The 17,056-nt window shown below is 65.2% G+C and carries 15 protein-coding genes; 4 read left to right on the top strand and 11 right to left on the bottom strand.

What is annotated here, in order from left to right; translation table 11 throughout:
* Positions 1–6 precede the first annotated feature (6 nt).
* The 8 genes from LY284_RS08225 to upp form a co-directional block, all read right to left on the bottom strand.
* Complete coding sequence (locus tag LY284_RS08225) at positions 7–618, bottom strand: nucleoside triphosphate pyrophosphatase (protein ID WP_087086230.1); 612 nt, start codon at positions 616–618, stop codon at positions 7–9.
* Positions 619–675: 57 nt separating this feature from the next.
* Complete coding sequence (gene rlmH / locus LY284_RS08220) at positions 676–1,146, bottom strand: 23S rRNA (pseudouridine(1915)-N(3))-methyltransferase RlmH (RefSeq protein WP_014190903.1); 471 nt, start codon at positions 1,144–1,146, stop codon at positions 676–678.
* 14 nt (positions 1,147–1,160) lie between these two features.
* Entirely contained in the window at positions 1,161–1,613 is a 453-nt protein-coding gene (gene rsfS / locus LY284_RS08215) for a ribosome silencing factor (protein ID WP_014190904.1), read from the bottom strand.
* A gap of 13 nt (positions 1,614–1,626) precedes the next feature.
* A complete protein-coding gene (locus LY284_RS08210) occupies positions 1,627–2,325 on the bottom strand; it encodes a nicotinate-nucleotide adenylyltransferase (RefSeq protein WP_014190905.1) in 699 nt (232 codons plus the stop codon).
* Positions 2,316–3,275, bottom strand: a complete 960-nt coding sequence (gene hemF, locus LY284_RS08205; protein WP_014190906.1) for an oxygen-dependent coproporphyrinogen oxidase — start codon at positions 3,273–3,275, stop codon at positions 2,316–2,318. Before hemF ends, LY284_RS08210 begins: the two co-directional genes overlap by 10 nt.
* 112 nt (positions 3,276–3,387) lie before the next feature.
* Entirely contained in the window at positions 3,388–4,704 is a 1,317-nt protein-coding gene (gene purD, locus LY284_RS08200) for a phosphoribosylamine--glycine ligase (protein ID WP_014190907.1), read from the bottom strand.
* Between the two features lie 269 nt (positions 4,705–4,973).
* Entirely contained in the window at positions 4,974–5,702 is a 729-nt protein-coding gene (locus tag LY284_RS08195) for a YebC/PmpR family DNA-binding transcriptional regulator (RefSeq protein WP_008350627.1), read from the bottom strand.
* Between the two features lie 377 nt (positions 5,703–6,079).
* Positions 6,080–6,733, bottom strand: a complete 654-nt coding sequence (gene upp / locus LY284_RS08190; protein WP_014190908.1) for a uracil phosphoribosyltransferase — start codon at positions 6,731–6,733, stop codon at positions 6,080–6,082.
* A gap of 212 nt (positions 6,734–6,945) precedes the next feature.
* Between upp and LY284_RS08185 the strand changes: the two genes are divergently transcribed.
* Genes LY284_RS08185 through kdpE form a run of 4 tightly spaced genes read left to right on the top strand, consistent with a single transcriptional unit; the run spans position 6,946 to position 9,835 of the window.
* Entirely contained in the window at positions 6,946–7,725 is a 780-nt protein-coding gene (locus LY284_RS08185; RefSeq protein WP_014190909.1) for an SDR family oxidoreductase, read from the top strand.
* A 13-nt stretch (positions 7,726–7,738) separates the two neighbouring features.
* Positions 7,739–8,128, top strand: a complete 390-nt coding sequence (locus LY284_RS08180) for a methylglyoxal synthase (RefSeq protein ID WP_014190910.1) — start codon at positions 7,739–7,741, stop codon at positions 8,126–8,128.
* Positions 8,129–8,162: 34 nt separating this feature from the next.
* Entirely contained in the window at positions 8,163–9,137 is a 975-nt protein-coding gene (locus LY284_RS08175) for a quinone oxidoreductase (protein WP_014190911.1), read from the top strand.
* Positions 9,134–9,835 (top strand): two-component system response regulator KdpE, encoded by a 702-nt coding sequence (kdpE, locus tag LY284_RS08170; protein WP_233385776.1) that lies wholly within the window; start codon positions 9,134–9,136, stop codon positions 9,833–9,835. The genes LY284_RS08175 and kdpE overlap by 4 nt, the downstream gene beginning before the upstream one ends.
* Here the strand turns inward: kdpE and LY284_RS08165 are convergent.
* The 3 genes from LY284_RS08165 to LY284_RS08155 all read right to left on the bottom strand — a co-directional run bounded on the left by LY284_RS08165 (position 9,811) and on the right by LY284_RS08155 (position 17,055).
* A complete protein-coding gene (locus tag LY284_RS08165; protein WP_014190913.1) occupies positions 9,811–10,503 on the bottom strand; it encodes an NAD(P)H-binding protein in 693 nt (230 codons plus the stop codon). The genes kdpE and LY284_RS08165 overlap by 25 nt on opposite strands.
* Before the next feature lie 102 nt (positions 10,504–10,605).
* Positions 10,606–13,932, bottom strand: coding sequence for an efflux RND transporter permease subunit (locus LY284_RS08160; protein WP_014190914.1), 3,327 nt, complete (start codon positions 13,930–13,932; stop codon positions 10,606–10,608).
* Between the two features lie 3 nt (positions 13,933–13,935).
* Positions 13,936–17,055 carry an MdtB/MuxB family multidrug efflux RND transporter permease subunit gene (locus LY284_RS08155; protein ID WP_014190915.1) on the bottom strand — a complete coding sequence of 1,040 codons (3,120 nt, stop codon included), beginning with the start codon at positions 17,053–17,055 and terminating at the stop codon, positions 13,936–13,938.
* Position 17,056: the final 1 nt, after the last annotated feature.

The following is a 17,056-nucleotide window of genomic DNA, read 5'->3' as shown; positions in this document are numbered from 1 at the left end:
GCCTGTTTAGAATTCGACGCGCGCCACGCGCAAGAGAGCTGCGGTTTCGAAAAGGGGCAGACCCATGATACCCGAATAGGACCCGTCGATTCGCTCGATGAACTCGGCCGCGCGGCCCTGAATGCCATAGGCGCCCGCCTTGCCGAGCGGCTCGCCCGATGCCGCGTAGCGCTGCAGCGCAGCACGGTCGGCTTTCGCGAAACGCACATGCGAGCGCGAGAGCACGGGATCGAGCAGCGCGCCTGCGCCATCGACGACGGCGATCGCGGTCAGCACTTCGTGCGCGCGGCCGGCGAGGCGTTCGAGCATCGCGACCGCGTCTTCTTCGTGCAGCGGCTTGCCGAGGATCAGTCCGTCGATGGTCACGGTCGTATCGGCGACGAGAATCGGCGCGTTCGCGTGTTTGCCGTTGAGAAGACGCGCGCGCGCCGCATGCGCCTTGAGCGCGCACACGCGCACGACGTAGGCATCGGCGGCTTCGCCGGGCAGTTCGGCTTCGAGCGCTTCGGCGTCTTCATCGGGACGGGGAAGAAGGAGTTCGTACTGCACGCCGAGCTGACGCAGCAGTTCTTGCCGGCGCGGACTTTGGGACGCGAGATAAACGAAGGGATGAGTCATCGGGAACCTGAATTCGAATGACGCGCGCGGCATTCGAAGTCAAGCTTCGCTCCCGCCTCACGCGCGATGATAAGGATGATTCTGCGTGATGCTCCACGCCCGGTAAAGCTGTTCGGCGAGCAGCACGCGCACCATGCCGTGCGGCAGCGTAAGACTCGACACGCGCAGCAGGATTTCGGCGCGCGATTTCACATCCGGATGAAGCCCGTCCGCGCCGCCGATCACGAAGGCGACGTCGCGCCCGTCCTGTTGCCAGCCGGGCAGGGCGTTCGCAAGCTGCATCGTGGTCCAGTCGCGGCCGCGTTCGTCGAGTGCGACGACGCGCGCGTTCTTCGGCAAGGCGGCTTCGATGCGCTGTTTTTCGGCCGCCATCACGCTCTCGGCGTTGCGTCCCGACGAGCGCTGCTCGGGCTTGATCTCTTTCAGCTCGATGCGCAACTCGGGCGGCATGCGCTTCGCATATTCGTCGAAGCCATTCGTGATCCAGTCGGGCATCTTGTGTCCGACGGCGAGGATGACCAGCTTCATCGAATGAAGCGGGATCAGTGCTTGCGCGTGGTCTTGCGCGCGGGACGCTTGACCGCGGGCGCGGCGTCTTCGTCGTCCTCGTCTTCGTCCGCGGTGACGCTCGCGCCGCCGAACATGTTCGGCTTTTGCAGCTTCACGCGCACGGGCTTGTCGCCCCAGACTTCTTCGAGGTTGTAGTACTGGCGCAGCGCGGGCTGAAGGATGTGCACGACCGCGTCGCCGCAATCGACCAGCACCCATTCGCCGATCTCTTCGCCTTCCGTGCTGATGATATCGCCGCCCGCTTCCTTGACCTTCTCGCGCACGCTGTTGGCGAGCGCCTTGGTCTGGCGGTTCGACGTGCCGCTCGCCACGACCACGCGGTCGAAGAGGGACGTGAGATGCGTCGTGTTGAACACCTTGATGTCTTGCGCCTTGACGTCTTCCAGACCGTCGATGATCGCGCGTTGCAGCTTCTGAAGTTCCATAGTTACCGTGTCTTTACCGTGTCCGGTACAGGTGATGTTGAACAATATAGTCCCATACTGCCTCGGGGACGTGCTTCTGGACCTGGGCGCGCGCCTCGGCCGCGTCTGTCATCGTGCGCGCGGCTTCGCGGATCGCCGTGGCGGATACGTCGAGCAGGAGCGTTTCGTCGATGAGCATGTGCCCGTGCGGGCTCGCCTGCAGTGTCTCGCGCGGCGCGGCGCGCTGCGCGACTTCCGCGGCAACGGCCGGCGACAGCGTCGCGACATCGAAGCCCGGGCGCGTTTCCACGCAGACGTGCGCGTAGTCGAAGAGCTCTTTCCATCGATGCCAGGAGTCGAGCTTGACGAGCTGGTCGGCGCCCATCAGCAGCGAGATCGACGCCTGCGCGCCTTCGCGCTCGCGCCAGTGCGCCAGCGTGTCGACGGTATAGGTGTCGCCCTGGCGATCGATTTCATCGGTGCCGACGGTGATGCGCACGCCGTCGAGCGTGAGCGATGCGGCCGCCGCGCGCGTCATCGCCAGCCGATGCTCCGGCGCCGAGACGCCCGCTTTTTGCCACGGCTGCCCGGCGGGCAACAGCACGAGCTCGGTCAGCCGAAGCAGTTCGACGAAGCGCCGCGCAAGCGCGAGATGCCCGTTGTGGATCGGATCGAAGGTGCCGCCGAAAATGCCGACGCGTTTCGTGCAGGGCGCAGCGGGGTTCAAAGCCATTCGCGCCGCACCAGAAAGTCCGAATAGAGCCGCGCCTCGGGCGTGCCCGGCGCGGGGGTCCAGTCGTAGCGCCAGTTCGCGGCGGGCGGCATCGACATGAGGATCGACTCGGTGCGTCCCCCGCTTTGCAGCCCGAAGTGCGTGCCGCGGTCGAACACGAGATTGAACTCGACGTAGCGCCCGCGCCGGTACGCCTGAAACTCGCGCTCGCGCTCGGTGTACGGCGTGTCGCAGCGGCGCTCGATGATCGGCAGATAGGCCTTCAGGAACGCATCGCCGACGCTTCGCATCAGCGCGAACGCCCGCTCGAAGCCGCCTTCCGCGTAATCATCGAAGAAAATGCCGCCGATGCCACGCTGCTCGTTGCGATGCTTCAGATAGAAATACTCGTCGCACCATGTCTTGAAGCGCGGATACAGCGCGACGCCGAACGGATCGAGCGCGTCGCGGCAAACCTGATGGAAATGGCGCGCGTCGTCCTCGTAGCCGTAAATCGGCGTCAGATCCATGCCGCCGCCGAACCAGAAGATCGGCGCTTCGCCTTCCTTGAGCGCGGTGAGCATGCGCACGTTGGCGTGCACGGTCGGGCAGTGCGGATTGCGCGGATGCATGACGAGCGAGACGCCGAGCGCCTCGAAGCCGCGTCCGGCGAGTTGCGGGCGCGCCGCGCTCGCGGAGGGCGGAAGGGCGTCGCCCTGCACGTCGGAAAAGCCGATGCCGCCGCGCTCGAAAAAGCCGCCGCCTTCCAGAATGCGCGTCACGCCGCCGCCGCGCAGATGCGCGCCGGGCTCGCGGGTCCAGGCGTCGGTGGCGAAAGCGGTGCCGTCGAAGTTGCCGAGCGCATCGGCGATACGCGTCTGCAGGCCCGTCAGATAGTCGCGCACGGCCCCGATATCGCGGGATGCGTCTTCTTGCTCGCGTGGTTCCGCGCTGCGGTTCGGTTCACTCATCGATTGCTGCTGGTCGGTTCCGGGGTTAACCCTTCGTTTCGAAACGCTTAAAAGCGCGCTGCCGGACACGAGGTCCGGCAGCGCGTCGCTCATGCGGGCCTTCCGGCCGCGCTTAGCCGTGCTTGTCGGCGGGCTTTTCGGCGCTTTTATCGGCGGATTGCTTGCGGTTCACTGCGCGATAGCCGATGTCCCGGCGATACTGCATGCCGTCGAACGAGATCTGGTTCACTGTATCGTAGACCACGGATTGCGCGCCGCGTACGGTATCCGCCAATCCGACCACGCATAGCACGCGGCCGCCCGACGTCGTGAGCTTGCCGTCGGCGAGCGTCGTACCCGCATGGAAAGTGACGGAATTCTCGGTTTCTGCGGGAATGCCGTTGATGCGGTCGCCCTTTCTCGGCGTGTCCGGATAGCTGTGCGCGGCGAGCACGACGCCGAGCGCGGTGCGGCGGTCCCACTCGAGATCGACGGTGTCGAGCTTGCCGTCGATCGCCAGTTCCACGACCTTCGAGAAATCGCCCTTCAGGCGCGCCATGATTGGCTGCGTCTCGGGGTCGCCCATGCGGCAGTTGAATTCGAGCGTCTTCGGATTGCCGTTCGCGTCGATCATCAGGCCCGCATACAGGAAGCCGGTGAAGCGAATGCCGTCGTTTTCCATGCCGCGCACGGTCGGCTGGATGATCTCGCGCATCACGCGCGCGTGCAGTTGCGGCGTGACGATCGGTGCGGGCGAATACGCGCCCATGCCGCCGGTGTTCGGGCCGCGGTCGGCGTCGAGCAGGCGCTTGTGATCCTGGCTGGAGGCGAGCGGCAGCACGTGCTTGCCGTCCACCATCACGATGAAGCTCGCTTCCTCGCCCGCGAGAAATTCTTCGATGACCACGCGCGCGCCCGCATCGCCGAGCTTGTTGTCCGCGAGCATCGCATCGACGGCGCCGTGCGCTTCTTCCAGCGTCATCGCGACGACCACGCCCTTGCCGGCTGCGAGCCCGTCCGCCTTGACGACGATCGGCGCGCCTTTCGCGTCGATGTACGCGTGCGCGGCGGCGATGTCGGAAAAAGTCTCGTACTCGGCCGTGGGGATGTTGTGGCGCTTCATGAACGCCTTGGCGAAGTCTTTCGAGCTTTCGAGCTGCGCGGCTTCTTTCGTCGGCCCGAAAATCTTCAGACCGCGCGAGCGGAACAGATTGACGATGCCGGCCGCGAGCGGCTGTTCCGGACCCACGAGCGTGAACGCGACATGTTCCTTTTCGACGAAATCGGCGAGCTCCGCCGGGTCCGTGATGTCGACGTTGCGCAGGCGCTCGTCCTGCGCGGTGCCGCCGTTGCCCGGCGCGACATAAACGATCTGCACGCGCGGCGATTGCGCGAGCTTCCAGGCCAGCGCGTGTTCGCGGCCGCCGGAACCGACGACGAGTAACTTCATGTGAATCCCCGAAATCCTGACAAAAAGCGGCTTGAGTAAAAGCGGCGGGCGCATCGACCGTAAAGCGCGCGCATGACGGCCGTCATGGCGTCGCGAAGGCGGCTCGCGCTGACATCGGCTGCGTCACGCGCCTTCAACGGGCGATGCCGCGCCGCGGCGACTCGGCGTCGAACGAGCGGCGCTGCTCCGGCATGTGGAGCCGAAGCGAAAGACATTCCATCGAGGGCGGGCGAAATCCGGTTTCGCCGCGCCCCGTGCGATCCGAAGCTTCAGTCTTCGTTGATCGCGGCGTTCGTATAGACCTCTTGCACGTCGTCGAGATTTTCGAGCGCGTCGAGCAGTTTTTGCATCTTCACCGCGTCGTCGCCGCTGAACTCGACTTCCGTCTGCGGTTTCATCGTCACTTCGGCGAGCTCCGCCTTGAAGCCCGCGGCTTCGAGCGCGTCCTTCACCTTCTGGAAATCGTTCGGCGGGCATACCACTTCGATGCTGCCGTCTTCGTTCGTGACCACGTCGTCCGCGCCGGCTTCGAGCGCCGCGTCCATCAGCTTGTCTTCCGGCGTGCCGGGCGCGAACAGGAACTGGCCGACGTGATCGAACATGAACGACACCGAGCCGTCCGTGCCCATGTTGCCGCCGAACTTCGAGAATGCGTGGCGCACTTCCGCGACGGTGCGGGTGCGGTTGTCCGTCATCGTGTCGACGATGATCGCCGCGCCGCCGATGCCATAGCCTTCGTAGCGGATTTCTTCGTAGTTCGCGCCATCGACGCCGCCGGTGCCGCGCTGGATCGCGCGGTTGATGTTGTCCTTCGGCATGTTGGCGTCGTAGGCCTTGTCGACGGCGAGGCGCAGGCGCGGGTTCGAATCGATCTCGCCGCCGCCCATGCGTGCCGCGACCTGGATTTCCTTGATGAGGCGTGTCCAGACCTTGCCTTTCTTCGCGTCGGCCGCGGCCTTCTTATGCTTGATGTTGGCCCATTTCGAATGACCCGCCATTACCTTTCTCCATCGCGCGCGGAACTGGAAGCCGCGCGCCTAGTGTGCTGTCGTGCTGAAAATGTCTGTTCGCGTTCCGCTTGCCGCGTTCATGGATCGCGCGTGCGCGCGCTTCGTTCGTGAACGGCGGCCGGGTTCGCCCGCGGACCGCGTGGACCAGTCGGGTCCGGCGTAATCCGATTAGGAACAGACCGAAATTTTAGCATGGCGGGGCGTGCGCTCAGTGCCGCCGTGCGCGGATCTGCGCGGCAAAGACGGCGCAAACCGGAGGAAATCACGCCGAATCGGGGCGTAATCGCAAAACGGCGCGCAAAAGGCGCGCTGAAACGAAAACCGCCGCGCGTGGCGCGGCGGTCGGTAGAAGCGCTTAACGACGCTTAGTTCTTCGTGCCGAAGAGCCGGTCGCCCGCGTCGCCGAGGCCGGGAACGATATACGCATGGTCGTTCAGATGCGAATCCAGCGACGCGACGTAGAGCTTCACGTCCGGATGCGCGTCCTGGAACACCTTCACGCCCTCGGGCGCGGCGACCAGCGCGACAAAAACGATGTTCTCGGCCTGCACCTTGCGCCGCTTCATGACATCGACGGCATGCACCGCCGAATAGCCCGTCGCGACCATCGGATCGCACAGGATGAAGACGCGCTCTTCCAGATCGGGCGGCAGGCGCACGAGATATTCCACCGGGCGGTGATCCTCGGCCCGGTACACGCCGATATGCCCGACGCGCGCCGAGGGCACCAGGTCGAGCAGGCCGTCCGACATGCCGATGCCCGCGCGCAGCACCGGCACGATCGCGAGCTTCTTGCCGGCGATCACGGGCGCGTCGATCTCGACGAGCGGCGTTTCCACGCGCTTGGTCGTGAGCGGCAGGTTGCGCGTGATTTCGTAGCCCATCAGCAGCGTGATTTCCCGCAGCAGTTCGCGAAACGTGCGCGTCGACGTGTCCTTGTCGCGCATGTGCGTGAGCTTGTGCTGGATCAGCGGGTGATCGAGGATAAAGAGATTGGGAAAGCGGCTGTCTTGTTTCATGGGTCTCGCGCGCATTGCGCGTCCTGCTCGTGTGATGGGCTGCCATTCGTTACTTTTGCGCCTCGCCTGGGGCGAAGCGGACAGTGGCGACAGTTTACCCAAAACGCGGCGCGCCCCTAAGACTATTCGGCCCGCCGACGTTGCCGCCCCGATTCTTCTAGAATTGCGCGGAGACATCGCAAATTGTGACAAACAAAACTGGAGGAAGCACGATGGACATGGGAATCGCGGGCCGTACGGCGCTGGTGTGCGCGGCGAGCAAGGGACTCGGACGCGGCTGCGCCGAGGCGCTCGCCGCCGAGGGCGTGAATCTGGTGATCACCGCGCGCACGGCCGAAACGCTCGAAGCGACCGCGGCGCACATTCGCGCGCAATACGGCGTCGACGTGAAAACCGTTGCGGGCGACATCACGACGCCCGAAGGGCATGCCGCCGCGCTCGCCGCGTGCCCGTCGCCGGACATTCTGGTGAACAACGCGGGCGGGCCGCCGCCGGGCGACTTCCGCACCTTCACGCACGACATGTGGATCAAGGCGCTCGAAGGCAACATGCTCACGCCGATCGAGCTCATGAAAGCGACCATCGACGGGATGATCGAGCGCGGTTACGGGCGCATCGTGAATATCACGAGTTCATCGGTGAAGGCGCCGATCGACGTGCTCGGGCTCTCCAACGGCGCGCGCTCGGGTCTGACCGGCTTCGTCGCGGGCGTTGCGCGCAAGGTCGCGGCAACCGGCGTCACCATCAACAATCTGCTGCCGGGCTCGTTCGACACGGACCGCATCGCCGTCACGCTCGAAGCGCAGGCGAAGGCGCAGAATCTTCCGCTCGACGAAGTGCGCAAGCGCCGCGCGGAAAGTCTGCCGGCGGGACGCTTCGGCACGTCCGAGGAATTCGGCAAGGCGTGCGCGTTCTTGTGCAGCGTGCATGCCGGCTACATCACCGGGCAGAACCTGCTGATCGACGGCGGCGCGTACCCCGGCACCTACTGATAGCGAGCACACCATGACCACACGCGTCGCGCTGATCGCGCACGACATGAAAAAGGACGACATCGTCACGCTCGCGGGCGAATTCGCCGATACGCTCGCGCAGTGCGAACTCGTCGCCACGGGCACGACGGGCGGACGCATCGCGGCGGCGCACGGGCTCGACGTCGAGCGCAAGCTGTCCGGCCCGCACGGCGGCGATTTGCAGATCGGCGCGGAACTGGCGGAAGGGCGCGTGAATATCGTGATCTTCCTGCGCGACCCGATGACCCCGCAGCCGCATGAGCCCGACATCAACGCGCTGGTGCGCGCCTGCGACGTGCACAACGTGCCGTGCGCGACCAATATCGCGACGGCGCGCATGATCCTCGACGATTTGCGCCTGCGCTTTGCGCGGGCGGCGTGAGCACGAACCGAGCACGAACAAGGAGAACGAAACGATGACCAAGGCAATCCGATTCGACAAGGCCGGCGGCCCCGAAGTCATGAAGTGGGTCGATGTGGACGTGGGCGCGCCGGGCAAAGGCGAAATCCGCGTGAAGCATCACGCCGTGGGGCTGAATTTCATCGACGTCTATTTCCGCACCGGCCTCTATCCGATGCCGCTGCCCGGCGGCCTCGGCATGGAAGCCGCGGGCGAAGTGATGGCGGTGGGCGAGGGCGTCACGCAATTCAAGCCGGGCGATCGCGTCGCCTATGCATCGCGTCCGCCGGGTGCGTATGCCGAAGAGCGCGTGATGTCGGCGGACTACGTCGTCAAGCTGCCGGATGCGATCAGCTATGAGGACGCCGCGTCGATCATGCTGCAAGGCCTCACCGCGCAATATCTGCTGCGCCGGACCTATCGCGTGAAGGCGGGCGATACCGTGCTGATTCACGCGGCGGCGGGCGGCGTCGGCATGATCGCGTGCCAGTGGGCGAAGGCGCTCGGCGCGACGGTGATCGGCACGGTCGGCTCGGACGAGAAGGCGGCGCTCGCGAAGGCGCACGGCTGCGATCACCCGATCGTCTATACGCGCGAGAACTTCACGCAGCGCGTGCGCGAGATCACCAACGGCGCGGGCGTGCCGGTGGTGTACGACTCGATCGGCAAGGACACGTATATCGCGTCGCTCGACTGCCTCGCGCCGCTCGGGCTTTTCGTGAGCTTCGGGAATTCGTCGGGACCGTTGCCGCCGCTCGATTCGTCGGAGCTTGCCGGACGCGGCTCGCTGTATTTCACGCGGCCCACGCTCTTCAGCTACATCGCCAAACGCAGCGATCTCGATACGATGGCCGCGGAACTGTTCGAAGTCGTCTCGTCGGGCAAGGTGAAGACCAACGTGCGCCAGCGCTATCCGCTCGCCGAGGCGGCGCGCGCGCACGAAGATCTCGAAGCGCGCAAGACCACCGGCTCGACGATTCTGCTGCCTTGAGTTCGAACCCGACCGCAACCGTCGTTCTCATCGAGGACGAGAAGCAGATTCGCCGCTTCGTGCGCGTCTCGCTCGAAGGTCAGGGCATGACCGTTCACGAGGCGGAAACCGGGCGACAGGGTCTCGTCGAAGCCGCGACGCGCAAGCCGGATCTCGTGATCGTCGATCTCGGCCTGCCCGACACCGACGGCATCGACGTGATTCGCGAACTGCGCGGCTGGACAGAACTGCCGATCATCGTGCTGTCGGCGCGCACGCAGGAAGAGGAGAAAGTGGCCGCGCTCGATGCCGGCGCGGACGATTACCTCACCAAGCCCTTCGGCGTCTCTGAGCTGATGGCGCGGATTCGCGCGCATCTGCGGCGGCGCAATCAGGCGTCGGGCAGCGAGACTCCGGTCGTGACCTTCGGCGATGTGACCGTCGATCTCGCGCTGCGACGCGTCGCGCGAAGCGGCGAGAACGTGCATCTGACGCCGATCGAATACCGGCTGCTCTCGACGCTCGTGCGGCACGCGGGCCGCGTGCTCACGCATCGGCAATTGCTGGTGGAAGTGTGGGGGCCGTCGCATGTCGAGAGCCCGCATTACCTGCGCATCTACATGGCGCATTTGCGGCAGAAGCTCGAACGCGATCCCGCGCAGCCCGAGCATATCGTGACGGAAACGGGTGTCGGCTACAGGCTCGTCGGCGCAGCGTGATGGGCGTGTTGCGCGTGTTGCATCGATAGCGTGTTCAGCACGATATCGATGGGCTGGTCGCCGCCGACGAACGCGATCAGCCGATCCCGTATGCCGAGCGTCACGCACTGCACCGCGATCCGCGCGACATCGGCGCGCGCGACCTGCGGCTTGTGTGTCGTGAGCGCGTCGGCGAGCGCGATCGCGCCATGCGCGGGCTCATCCGACAGCGGGCCGGGACGCAGAATCGCAAACGGCACGCCGCGACGCGCGACGTAGGCATCGGCTTCGCGCTTCATCCGCGAATAATGGCGTAACGCAAAGCCGCTGCGTTCGGGATAAAACGCCGACAGTGCGCTCACGACAACGAGTTGCCGCACGCGCCGGCGCTTCGCGTAATCGGCGGTGCGCATGACGGCGTCGCGATCGATCGCGCGTTGCTCGTGCACGCCTTCGTCGTGCGCCGAACCGGCCGCGTAGATCACGTGCGTGATGTCGTCGAAGGCGTGGGAGAAGTCGTTGGCGAGATCGCCGAGCACGATTTCCGCGCCCATCGCGGCGAACTCGCTCTTGTGCGCGGATTTGCGCAGCATCGCGCGAAGGGGAATGGCTTCTTCGTGCAGGCGCGCGGCGATGAGGCGGCCCGTGCGGCCATGCGCGCCGATCAGCAGAACCTTCAGCGTTTTCATGCGGGGACACTCCTTCGCCGTGGGTTTCTATCCGACAAAGTAGGTCATTTTGGCGCGGCGCGCTGCGCGACGCGTTTGCGTCCGCAGCATTTTCTCACTGGCTCATTCGGATGCGTTCGCCGGTTGCGCGCCGCCCTGACGGCGCGCACGCCGTTGCTCCGCGCGAATGCGGAAGCGGTCCATGTACAGATAGACGACGGGCGTCGTATACAGCGTCAGCATCTGGCTCACGATCAGCCCGCCGACGATCGCGATGCCGAGCGGCGCGCGCATCTCCGAGCCCTCGCCCGTGCCGAACGCGAGCGGCAGCGCGCCGAGGAGGGCGGCGGCGGTCGTCATCATGATCGGGCGAAAGCGCAGGAGACACGCCTCGCGAATCGCGTCCTGCGGCGTGGACGCGCCGTGACGCGTCGCCTCGATGGCGAAATCGACCATCATGATCGCGTTCTTCTTCACGATGCCGATCAGCAGAATGACCGCGATCAGCGCGATGATGCTGAACTCCGTCTTGAACAAAAGCAGCGCGAGCAGCGCGCCGATGCCCGCCGACGGCAGCGTCGAGAGAATCGTGATCGGATGAATGTAGCTCTCGTACAGAATGCCGAGCACGATATAAACCGCCGCGAGCGCCGCTAGAATCAGGAGCGGCTGATCGTTGAGCGACTGCTGGAACGCCTGCGCCGTGCCCTGGAAACTGCCGTGGATGGTCTGCGGCATGCCGATCTCCGCCATCGTTTCGTAGATGGCGGCGGTCGCGTCCGAGAGCGACTTTCCCGGCGGCAGATTGAACGAGATCGTCGACGCGACGAACTGGCTCTGGTGATTGACCGACAACGGCGTGTTGCCCGGGCCGAACTTCGCGATGGCCGACAGCGGGACCATCGTTTCCTTTGTAGTCGATACCGCCGAACCCGACGACGAGCCGTTCTTGCCGGTGGCCGCGATCGCGTTGGTCGCCGAATTTTTCACGGCGGCGAGCGCGAGGGCGGCGGTCGTGTCGGTAGTGCTCGTCGATGCGCCGCCCGCGCCCGTGGAGCCCGTCGCGGTTGTCGAAGCCGAAGCCGAAGTCGTCGTCGATTGCGTCGATGCCGAGCCGCTTGCCGTGCCGCCCGACGTGCTGATCCAGATCTGCTTGAGCATCTCCGGGTCTTGCCAGTACTTCGGCGCGAGCTCCATCACGACGTGATACTGCGACAGCGGGTTGTAGATCGTCGAGACCTGACGCTGGCCGAACGCGTCATACAGCGTGTTGTCAATCTGCGCGGGCTTGATGCCGAGGCGCGCGGCGGTGGCGCGGTCGAACGTGACCATGGCTTCGAGGCCGCCTTGCTGCTGGTCCGAGTTGACGTCGGTGAGTTCGGGGCGCTTTTGCAGCGCGTCGGTGAGAAGCGGGCCCCACTTGTAGAGATCGGACGTGGTGTCGGACAAGAGCGTGAACTGATACTGCGCGTTCGACTGCCGTCCGCCCACGCGAATGTCCTGCACCGCCTGCAGGAAGGTGCGCGCGCCCGCGACGTCCGCGAGCGGCTTGCGCAGGCGGTTGATGACCTGGTCGGCGGACACCTTGCGCTCGCTCTTGGGCTTGAGCGAAATGAACATGAAGCCCGAATTGGTCGAGCGCCCGCCCGTGAAGCCCGCGACGCTGTCCACGGCCGGATCCGCTTCGACGATTTTCATCATCTCCGCGAACTTGATCTTCATGGCCTGAAAGGACGTGCTCTGGTCCGCCTGAATGCCGCCGACGATGCGCCCGGTGTCCTGCTGCGGGAAAAAGCCCTTCGGCACGATCACATACAGATAAATGTTCAGCCCGATGGTCGCGAGCAGGATCATGAGGATCGTGCGCGGATGCGCGAGCGCCCAGCCGAGCGTGCGCTCATAGCCGTTCTGCATGCGCGTGAACTGGCGCTCCAGCCAGCGCGCGATGCGGCCTTCTTCCTTGCGCTCGCCCGGCTCCTGCAGGAGGCGCGAGCACATCATCGGCGTGACGGTCAGCGAGACGACGAGCGACACGCCGATGGCAAGCGAAAGCGTGAGCGCGAACTCGCGGAACAGCCGCCCGACGATGCCGCCCATGAGCAGGATCGGCAGGAACACGGCGACGAGCGACACGCTGATCGACAGCACCGTGAAGCCGACTTCGCGCGCGCCGAGTATCGCTGCCTGCATGCGCGGCACGCCTTTCTCGACATGGCGCGTGATGTTTTCCAGCACGACGATCGCGTCGTCGACGACGAAGCCCGTCGCGATGGTGAGCGCCATCAGCGAGAGATTGTCGAGCGAGAAGCCGAGCAGATACATGGCCGCGAACGTGCCGATGATCGATATCGGCACGGCGACGCTCGGTATCAACGTGGCGCGCCAGTTGCGCAGGAACAGGAACACGACCATCACGACGAGCGCCACCGCGATCATGAGCGTGAGCTCGGTGTCGTGCAGCGACGAGCGGATCGTGACGGAGCGGTCGGCGGTCGGGGTGATCTGCACGTCGGCGGGCAGCGCGGCCTGCAACTGCGGCAGCATGGATTTGACGCGGTCGATCGTCTCGATGATGTTCGCGCCCGGCTGCCGGTACAGAATCACGAGCACCGCGCGCTTGTTGTTGATGAGGCCGAGGTTGCGCAGATCCTCGACCGAATCGACCACTTCGCCGACATCGGACAGCTTCACCGCCGAGCCGTTGCGGTACGCGACCACGAGATCCTTGTACTGCGCGGCCTTGCTCGCCTGATCGTTCGTGTAAAGCTGGACGCGGGTGCCCTTGAACTCGATCGCGCCCTTCGGACTGTTCGCATTCGCCGATGCGAGCGCGGCGCGCACGTCTTCCAGCCCGATGCCGTAATGGAACAGCGCGCCCGGTTCCAGTTCGACGCGCACTGCCGGGTTCGCGGAGCCGCTCACATCGACTTCGCCGACGCCCGGCACCGTCGATAGCGTCTGCTGCAGCACGGTCGCGGCGGAATCGTAGAGCGAACCCGCCGTGCGCGTGGGCGAGGAGAGCGCGAGCACGAGAATCGGCGCATCGGCCGGATTGACCTTGTGATACGTCGGGTTCTGACGCAGCGAGGCCGGCAGGTCGGCGCGCGCGGCGTTGATCGCGGCCTGCACGTCGCGCGCCGCGCCGTCGATGTCGCGGTTCAGCCCGAACTGCAACGTGATGCGCGTGCTGCCGACGGAGCTCATCGACGTCATTTCGCTGACGTCGGCGATGGTGCCCAGATGCCGTTCGAGCGGACTCGCGACGCTCGTCGCAACGGTTTCCGGGCTCGCGCCGGGCAGGCTCGCCTGCACGGAAATGGTCGGGAAATCGACTTGCGGCAGCGGCGCAACCGGCAGCTTCACGAACGCGAACATGCCCGCGAGCGCGATGCCGATCGCGAGCAAAGTCGTCGCGACGGGCCGGCCGATGAAGATGCGCGACAGGTTCATGCCTTACCGTCCTTCACCGGCGGCCGCCGCGTCCGGCGCGCGGCCAAAGCGCGCGCGCAGCTTGCGGGCGAGCGAATCGAAGCCGAGATAAATGACGGGCGTGGTGAAGAGCGTGAGCAACTGCGACACGATCAGGCCGCCGACGATGGCGATGCCGAGCGGATGCCGCAGCTCCGAGCCTGCACCCCAGCCGAGCATCAGTGGCAGCGCGCCGAGCAGCGCGGCCATCGTCGTCATGAGAATCGGGCGAAAGCGCAGGAGACACGCCTGGAAGATCGCCTCGCGCGGCGGCTTGCCTTCATCGCGTTCGGCTTCGAGCGCGAAGTCGATCATCATGATCGCGTTCTTCTTCACGATGCCGATCAGCAGCACGATGCCGATAATGCCGATGATGTCGAGATCGTGCCCGGTGATCATCAGCGAGAGCAGCGCGCCGACGCCCGCGGAAGGCAGCGTCGAGAGAATCGTGATCGGATGGATGAAGCTCTCGTACAGCACGCCGAGCACGATGTACATCGTGACGATGGCCGCGAGAATCAGGAACAGTTCGTTCGACAACGACGCCTGGAACGCGAGCGCCGCGCCCTGGAAGCGGATCTGGAACGACGCGGGCAAGCCGATGTCCTGCTTCGCCTGCTCGATCGCCTTCACCGCCTCGCCGAGCGACGCGCCTTTCGCGAGGTTGAACGAGACGGTCGTCGCCGGAAACTGGCCGAGGTGCGTGACGAGCAGCGGCGCCGCGCGCTCGTGGAACTTCGCGATGGACGAAAGCGGCACCTGGCCGTTGCTCGCGGTGGAGGAGGGCAGGTAGATGCCGTTGAGCGTCTCGCTGTAGTGCGCGTCGGACGGTTCGGCTTCCAGAATCACGCGGTACTGGTTCGACTGCGTGAAGATCGTCGAGATGATGCGCTGGCCGAACGCATCGTAGAGTGCGTTGTCGACCGTCGCGGGCGTGATGCCGAAGCGCGCCGCCGTCGCGCGGTCGATCTCGATATACACCGACTGGCCGTTCTGCTGCAGATCCGTCGCGACGTCCGTCAAGATCGACGTGTGCTGCAGGCGGTCGACGAGCTTCGGCACCCATTCCGCGAATTCGGCCGGATTCGGGTCCGTCAGCATGAACTGATATTGCGTGGGGCTCACGGTCGAGTCGATCGTCAGATCCTGCACCGGCTGCATATAGAGCTTGATGCCGGGAATGTCCGCCACTTCGCTCTGGATCGTGCGGATGATCTCGCTCGACGTGTTGTCGCGGTCGTCGCGCGGTTTCAGGTTGATCAGCATGCGCCCGTTGTTGAGCGTGATATTCGTGCCGTCGACGCCGACGAACGAGGTCAGGCTTTCCACGTCAGGGTTCTGCAGAATCTTCTTCGCCAGCGCCTGTTGCTGCTCGGCGACTGCCTGATACGACGCGGCCTGCGGCGCCTGCGTGATGGCCTGGATCACGCCCGTGTCCTGCGTCGGGAAGAAGCCCTTCGGAATGTAGACGTACAGCACGGCCGTGAAAACGAGCGTGAGCACGAAGACGAACAGCGTCGCGTGCTGCCGCTCCAGCACCCATTCGAGCGCGACCGCATAGCGCCCGATCACGTAATCGATGAACTGATGCGCGCGCGCCTCGAAGCGCTTGCTTTCCTTCGGCGGCGTGTGGCGCAGCAGCTTGGCGCACATCATCGGCACGAGCGTGAGCGAGACGATCGCCGAAATGACGATGGTCACCGCGAGCGTGATCGCGAATTCATGGAAGAGGCGGCCGACGACATCGCCCATGAAGAGCAGCGGAATCAGCACGGCAATGAGCGACACCGTCAGCGAAATGATGGTGAAGCCGATCTGTTTCGAGCCCTTCAATGCCGCTTCGAGCGGCGGATCGCCTTCCTCGACGTAACGCGCGATGTTTTCGATCATCACGATGGCGTCGTCGACGACGAAACCCGTCGCGATGGTGAGCGCCATCAGCGAGAGGTTGTCGAGCGAAAAGCCGCACAGATACATGACCGCGAGCGTGCCGACCAGCGAGAGCGGCACGGACAAACTCGGGATGATGGTCGCGTAGACGTTCGCGAGGAACAGATAGATGACGAGCACGACCAGCACGACCGACAGCGCGAGCTCGAACTGCACGTCGCGCACGGACGCGCGAATCGTGGTGGTGCGATCGGTGACGACGCGCACGTCGAGCGCCGCGGGCAGCGACTGCTGCAACTGCGGCAGGATTTTCTTGATGCCGTCGACGACCGCGATCACGTTCGCGCCCGGCTGTCGCTGCACGTTCAGGATGATGGCGGGCGTCGAATCGACCCAGGCGCCGAGCTTCGTGTTCTCCGGTCCCTCGACGATGCTCGCGACATCGGTCAGCATCACCGGCCGGCCGCTGCGATAGGCGACCACCGCGCTCTGGTAGGCGGCGGCGTCGGTGAGCTGGTCGTTCGCGTTGATCGTGTACGCGCGCGTCGGGCCGTCGAAGTTGCCCTTCGGCGTATTGACGTTGAGGTTGGAAATCGTGGTGCGCAGGTCGTCGATATTCAGGCCATACGACGCGAGCGCGCGCGTGTTCGCCCGGATGCGCACGGCGGGACGGTTGCCGCCGCTCACCGAAACGAGACCCACGCCCGCCACCTGCGAGATCTTCTGCGCGAGACGCGTGTCCGCGAGATCCTGAACCTGAGTCAGCGGCAGTGTTTTCGAGCTGACCGCGAGCGTCATGATCGGCGCGTCGGCGGGATTCACCTTCGCGTAGATCGGCGGCGCGGGCAGGTCGGAGGGCAGCAGGTTGCCCGCCGCGTTGATCGCCGCCTGCACTTCCTGTTCGGCGATATCGAGCGGCAGGTCGAGCGAGAACTGCAAGGTGATGACCGACGCGCCCGCCGAGCTTTGCGACGACATCTGATTCAGGCTCGCCATCTGCCCGAACTGCTTTTCGAGCGGCGCAGTGACGCTCGACGTCATCACGTCGGGCGATGCGCCCGGATAGAACGTCTGCACCTGAATGGTCGGATAGTCGACGGCGGGCAGTGCGGAGAGCGGCAGAAAGCGCAGCGCGACCAGGCCGACCAGCATGATCGCCGCCATCAGGAGCGCCGTGCCGACCGGGCGCAGGATAAAAATGCGGGATGGATTCATG

It is taken from the genome of Caballeronia sp. PC1 (assembly GCF_021353155.1).
GTDB lineage: Bacteria > Pseudomonadota > Gammaproteobacteria > Burkholderiales > Burkholderiaceae > Caballeronia > Caballeronia cordobensis.
This window is presented reverse-complemented; position numbering and strand designations above follow the sequence as displayed.

Coding starts and splice junctions, on each gene's coding strand:
- LY284_RS08225 (WP_087086230.1), bottom strand. CDS start 618: ATGACTCATCCCTTCGTTTATCTCGCGTCCCAAAGTCCGCGCCGGCAA.
- rlmH (WP_014190903.1), bottom strand. CDS start 1,146: ATGAAGCTGGTCATCCTCGCCGTCGGACACAAGATGCCCGACTGGATC.
- rsfS (WP_014190904.1), bottom strand. CDS start 1,613: ATGGAACTTCAGAAGCTGCAACGCGCGATCATCGACGGTCTGGAAGAC.
- LY284_RS08210 (WP_014190905.1), bottom strand. CDS start 2,325: ATGGCTTTGAACCCCGCTGCGCCCTGCACGAAACGCGTCGGCATTTTC.
- hemF (WP_014190906.1), bottom strand. CDS start 3,275: ATGAGTGAACCGAACCGCAGCGCGGAACCACGCGAGCAAGAAGACGCA.
- purD (WP_014190907.1), bottom strand. CDS start 4,704: ATGAAGTTACTCGTCGTCGGTTCCGGCGGCCGCGAACACGCGCTGGCC.
- LY284_RS08195 (WP_008350627.1), bottom strand. CDS start 5,702: ATGGCGGGTCATTCGAAATGGGCCAACATCAAGCATAAGAAGGCCGCG.
- upp (WP_014190908.1), bottom strand. CDS start 6,733: ATGAAACAAGACAGCCGCTTTCCCAATCTCTTTATCCTCGATCACCCG.
- LY284_RS08185 (WP_014190909.1), top strand. CDS start 6,946: ATGGACATGGGAATCGCGGGCCGTACGGCGCTGGTGTGCGCGGCGAGC.
- LY284_RS08180 (WP_014190910.1), top strand. CDS start 7,739: ATGACCACACGCGTCGCGCTGATCGCGCACGACATGAAAAAGGACGAC.
- LY284_RS08175 (WP_014190911.1), top strand. CDS start 8,163: ATGACCAAGGCAATCCGATTCGACAAGGCCGGCGGCCCCGAAGTCATG.
- LY284_RS08165 (WP_014190913.1), bottom strand. CDS start 10,503: ATGAAAACGCTGAAGGTTCTGCTGATCGGCGCGCATGGCCGCACGGGC.
- LY284_RS08160 (WP_014190914.1), bottom strand. CDS start 13,932: ATGAACCTGTCGCGCATCTTCATCGGCCGGCCCGTCGCGACGACTTTG.
- LY284_RS08155 (WP_014190915.1), bottom strand. CDS start 17,055: ATGAATCCATCCCGCATTTTTATCCTGCGCCCGGTCGGCACGGCGCTC.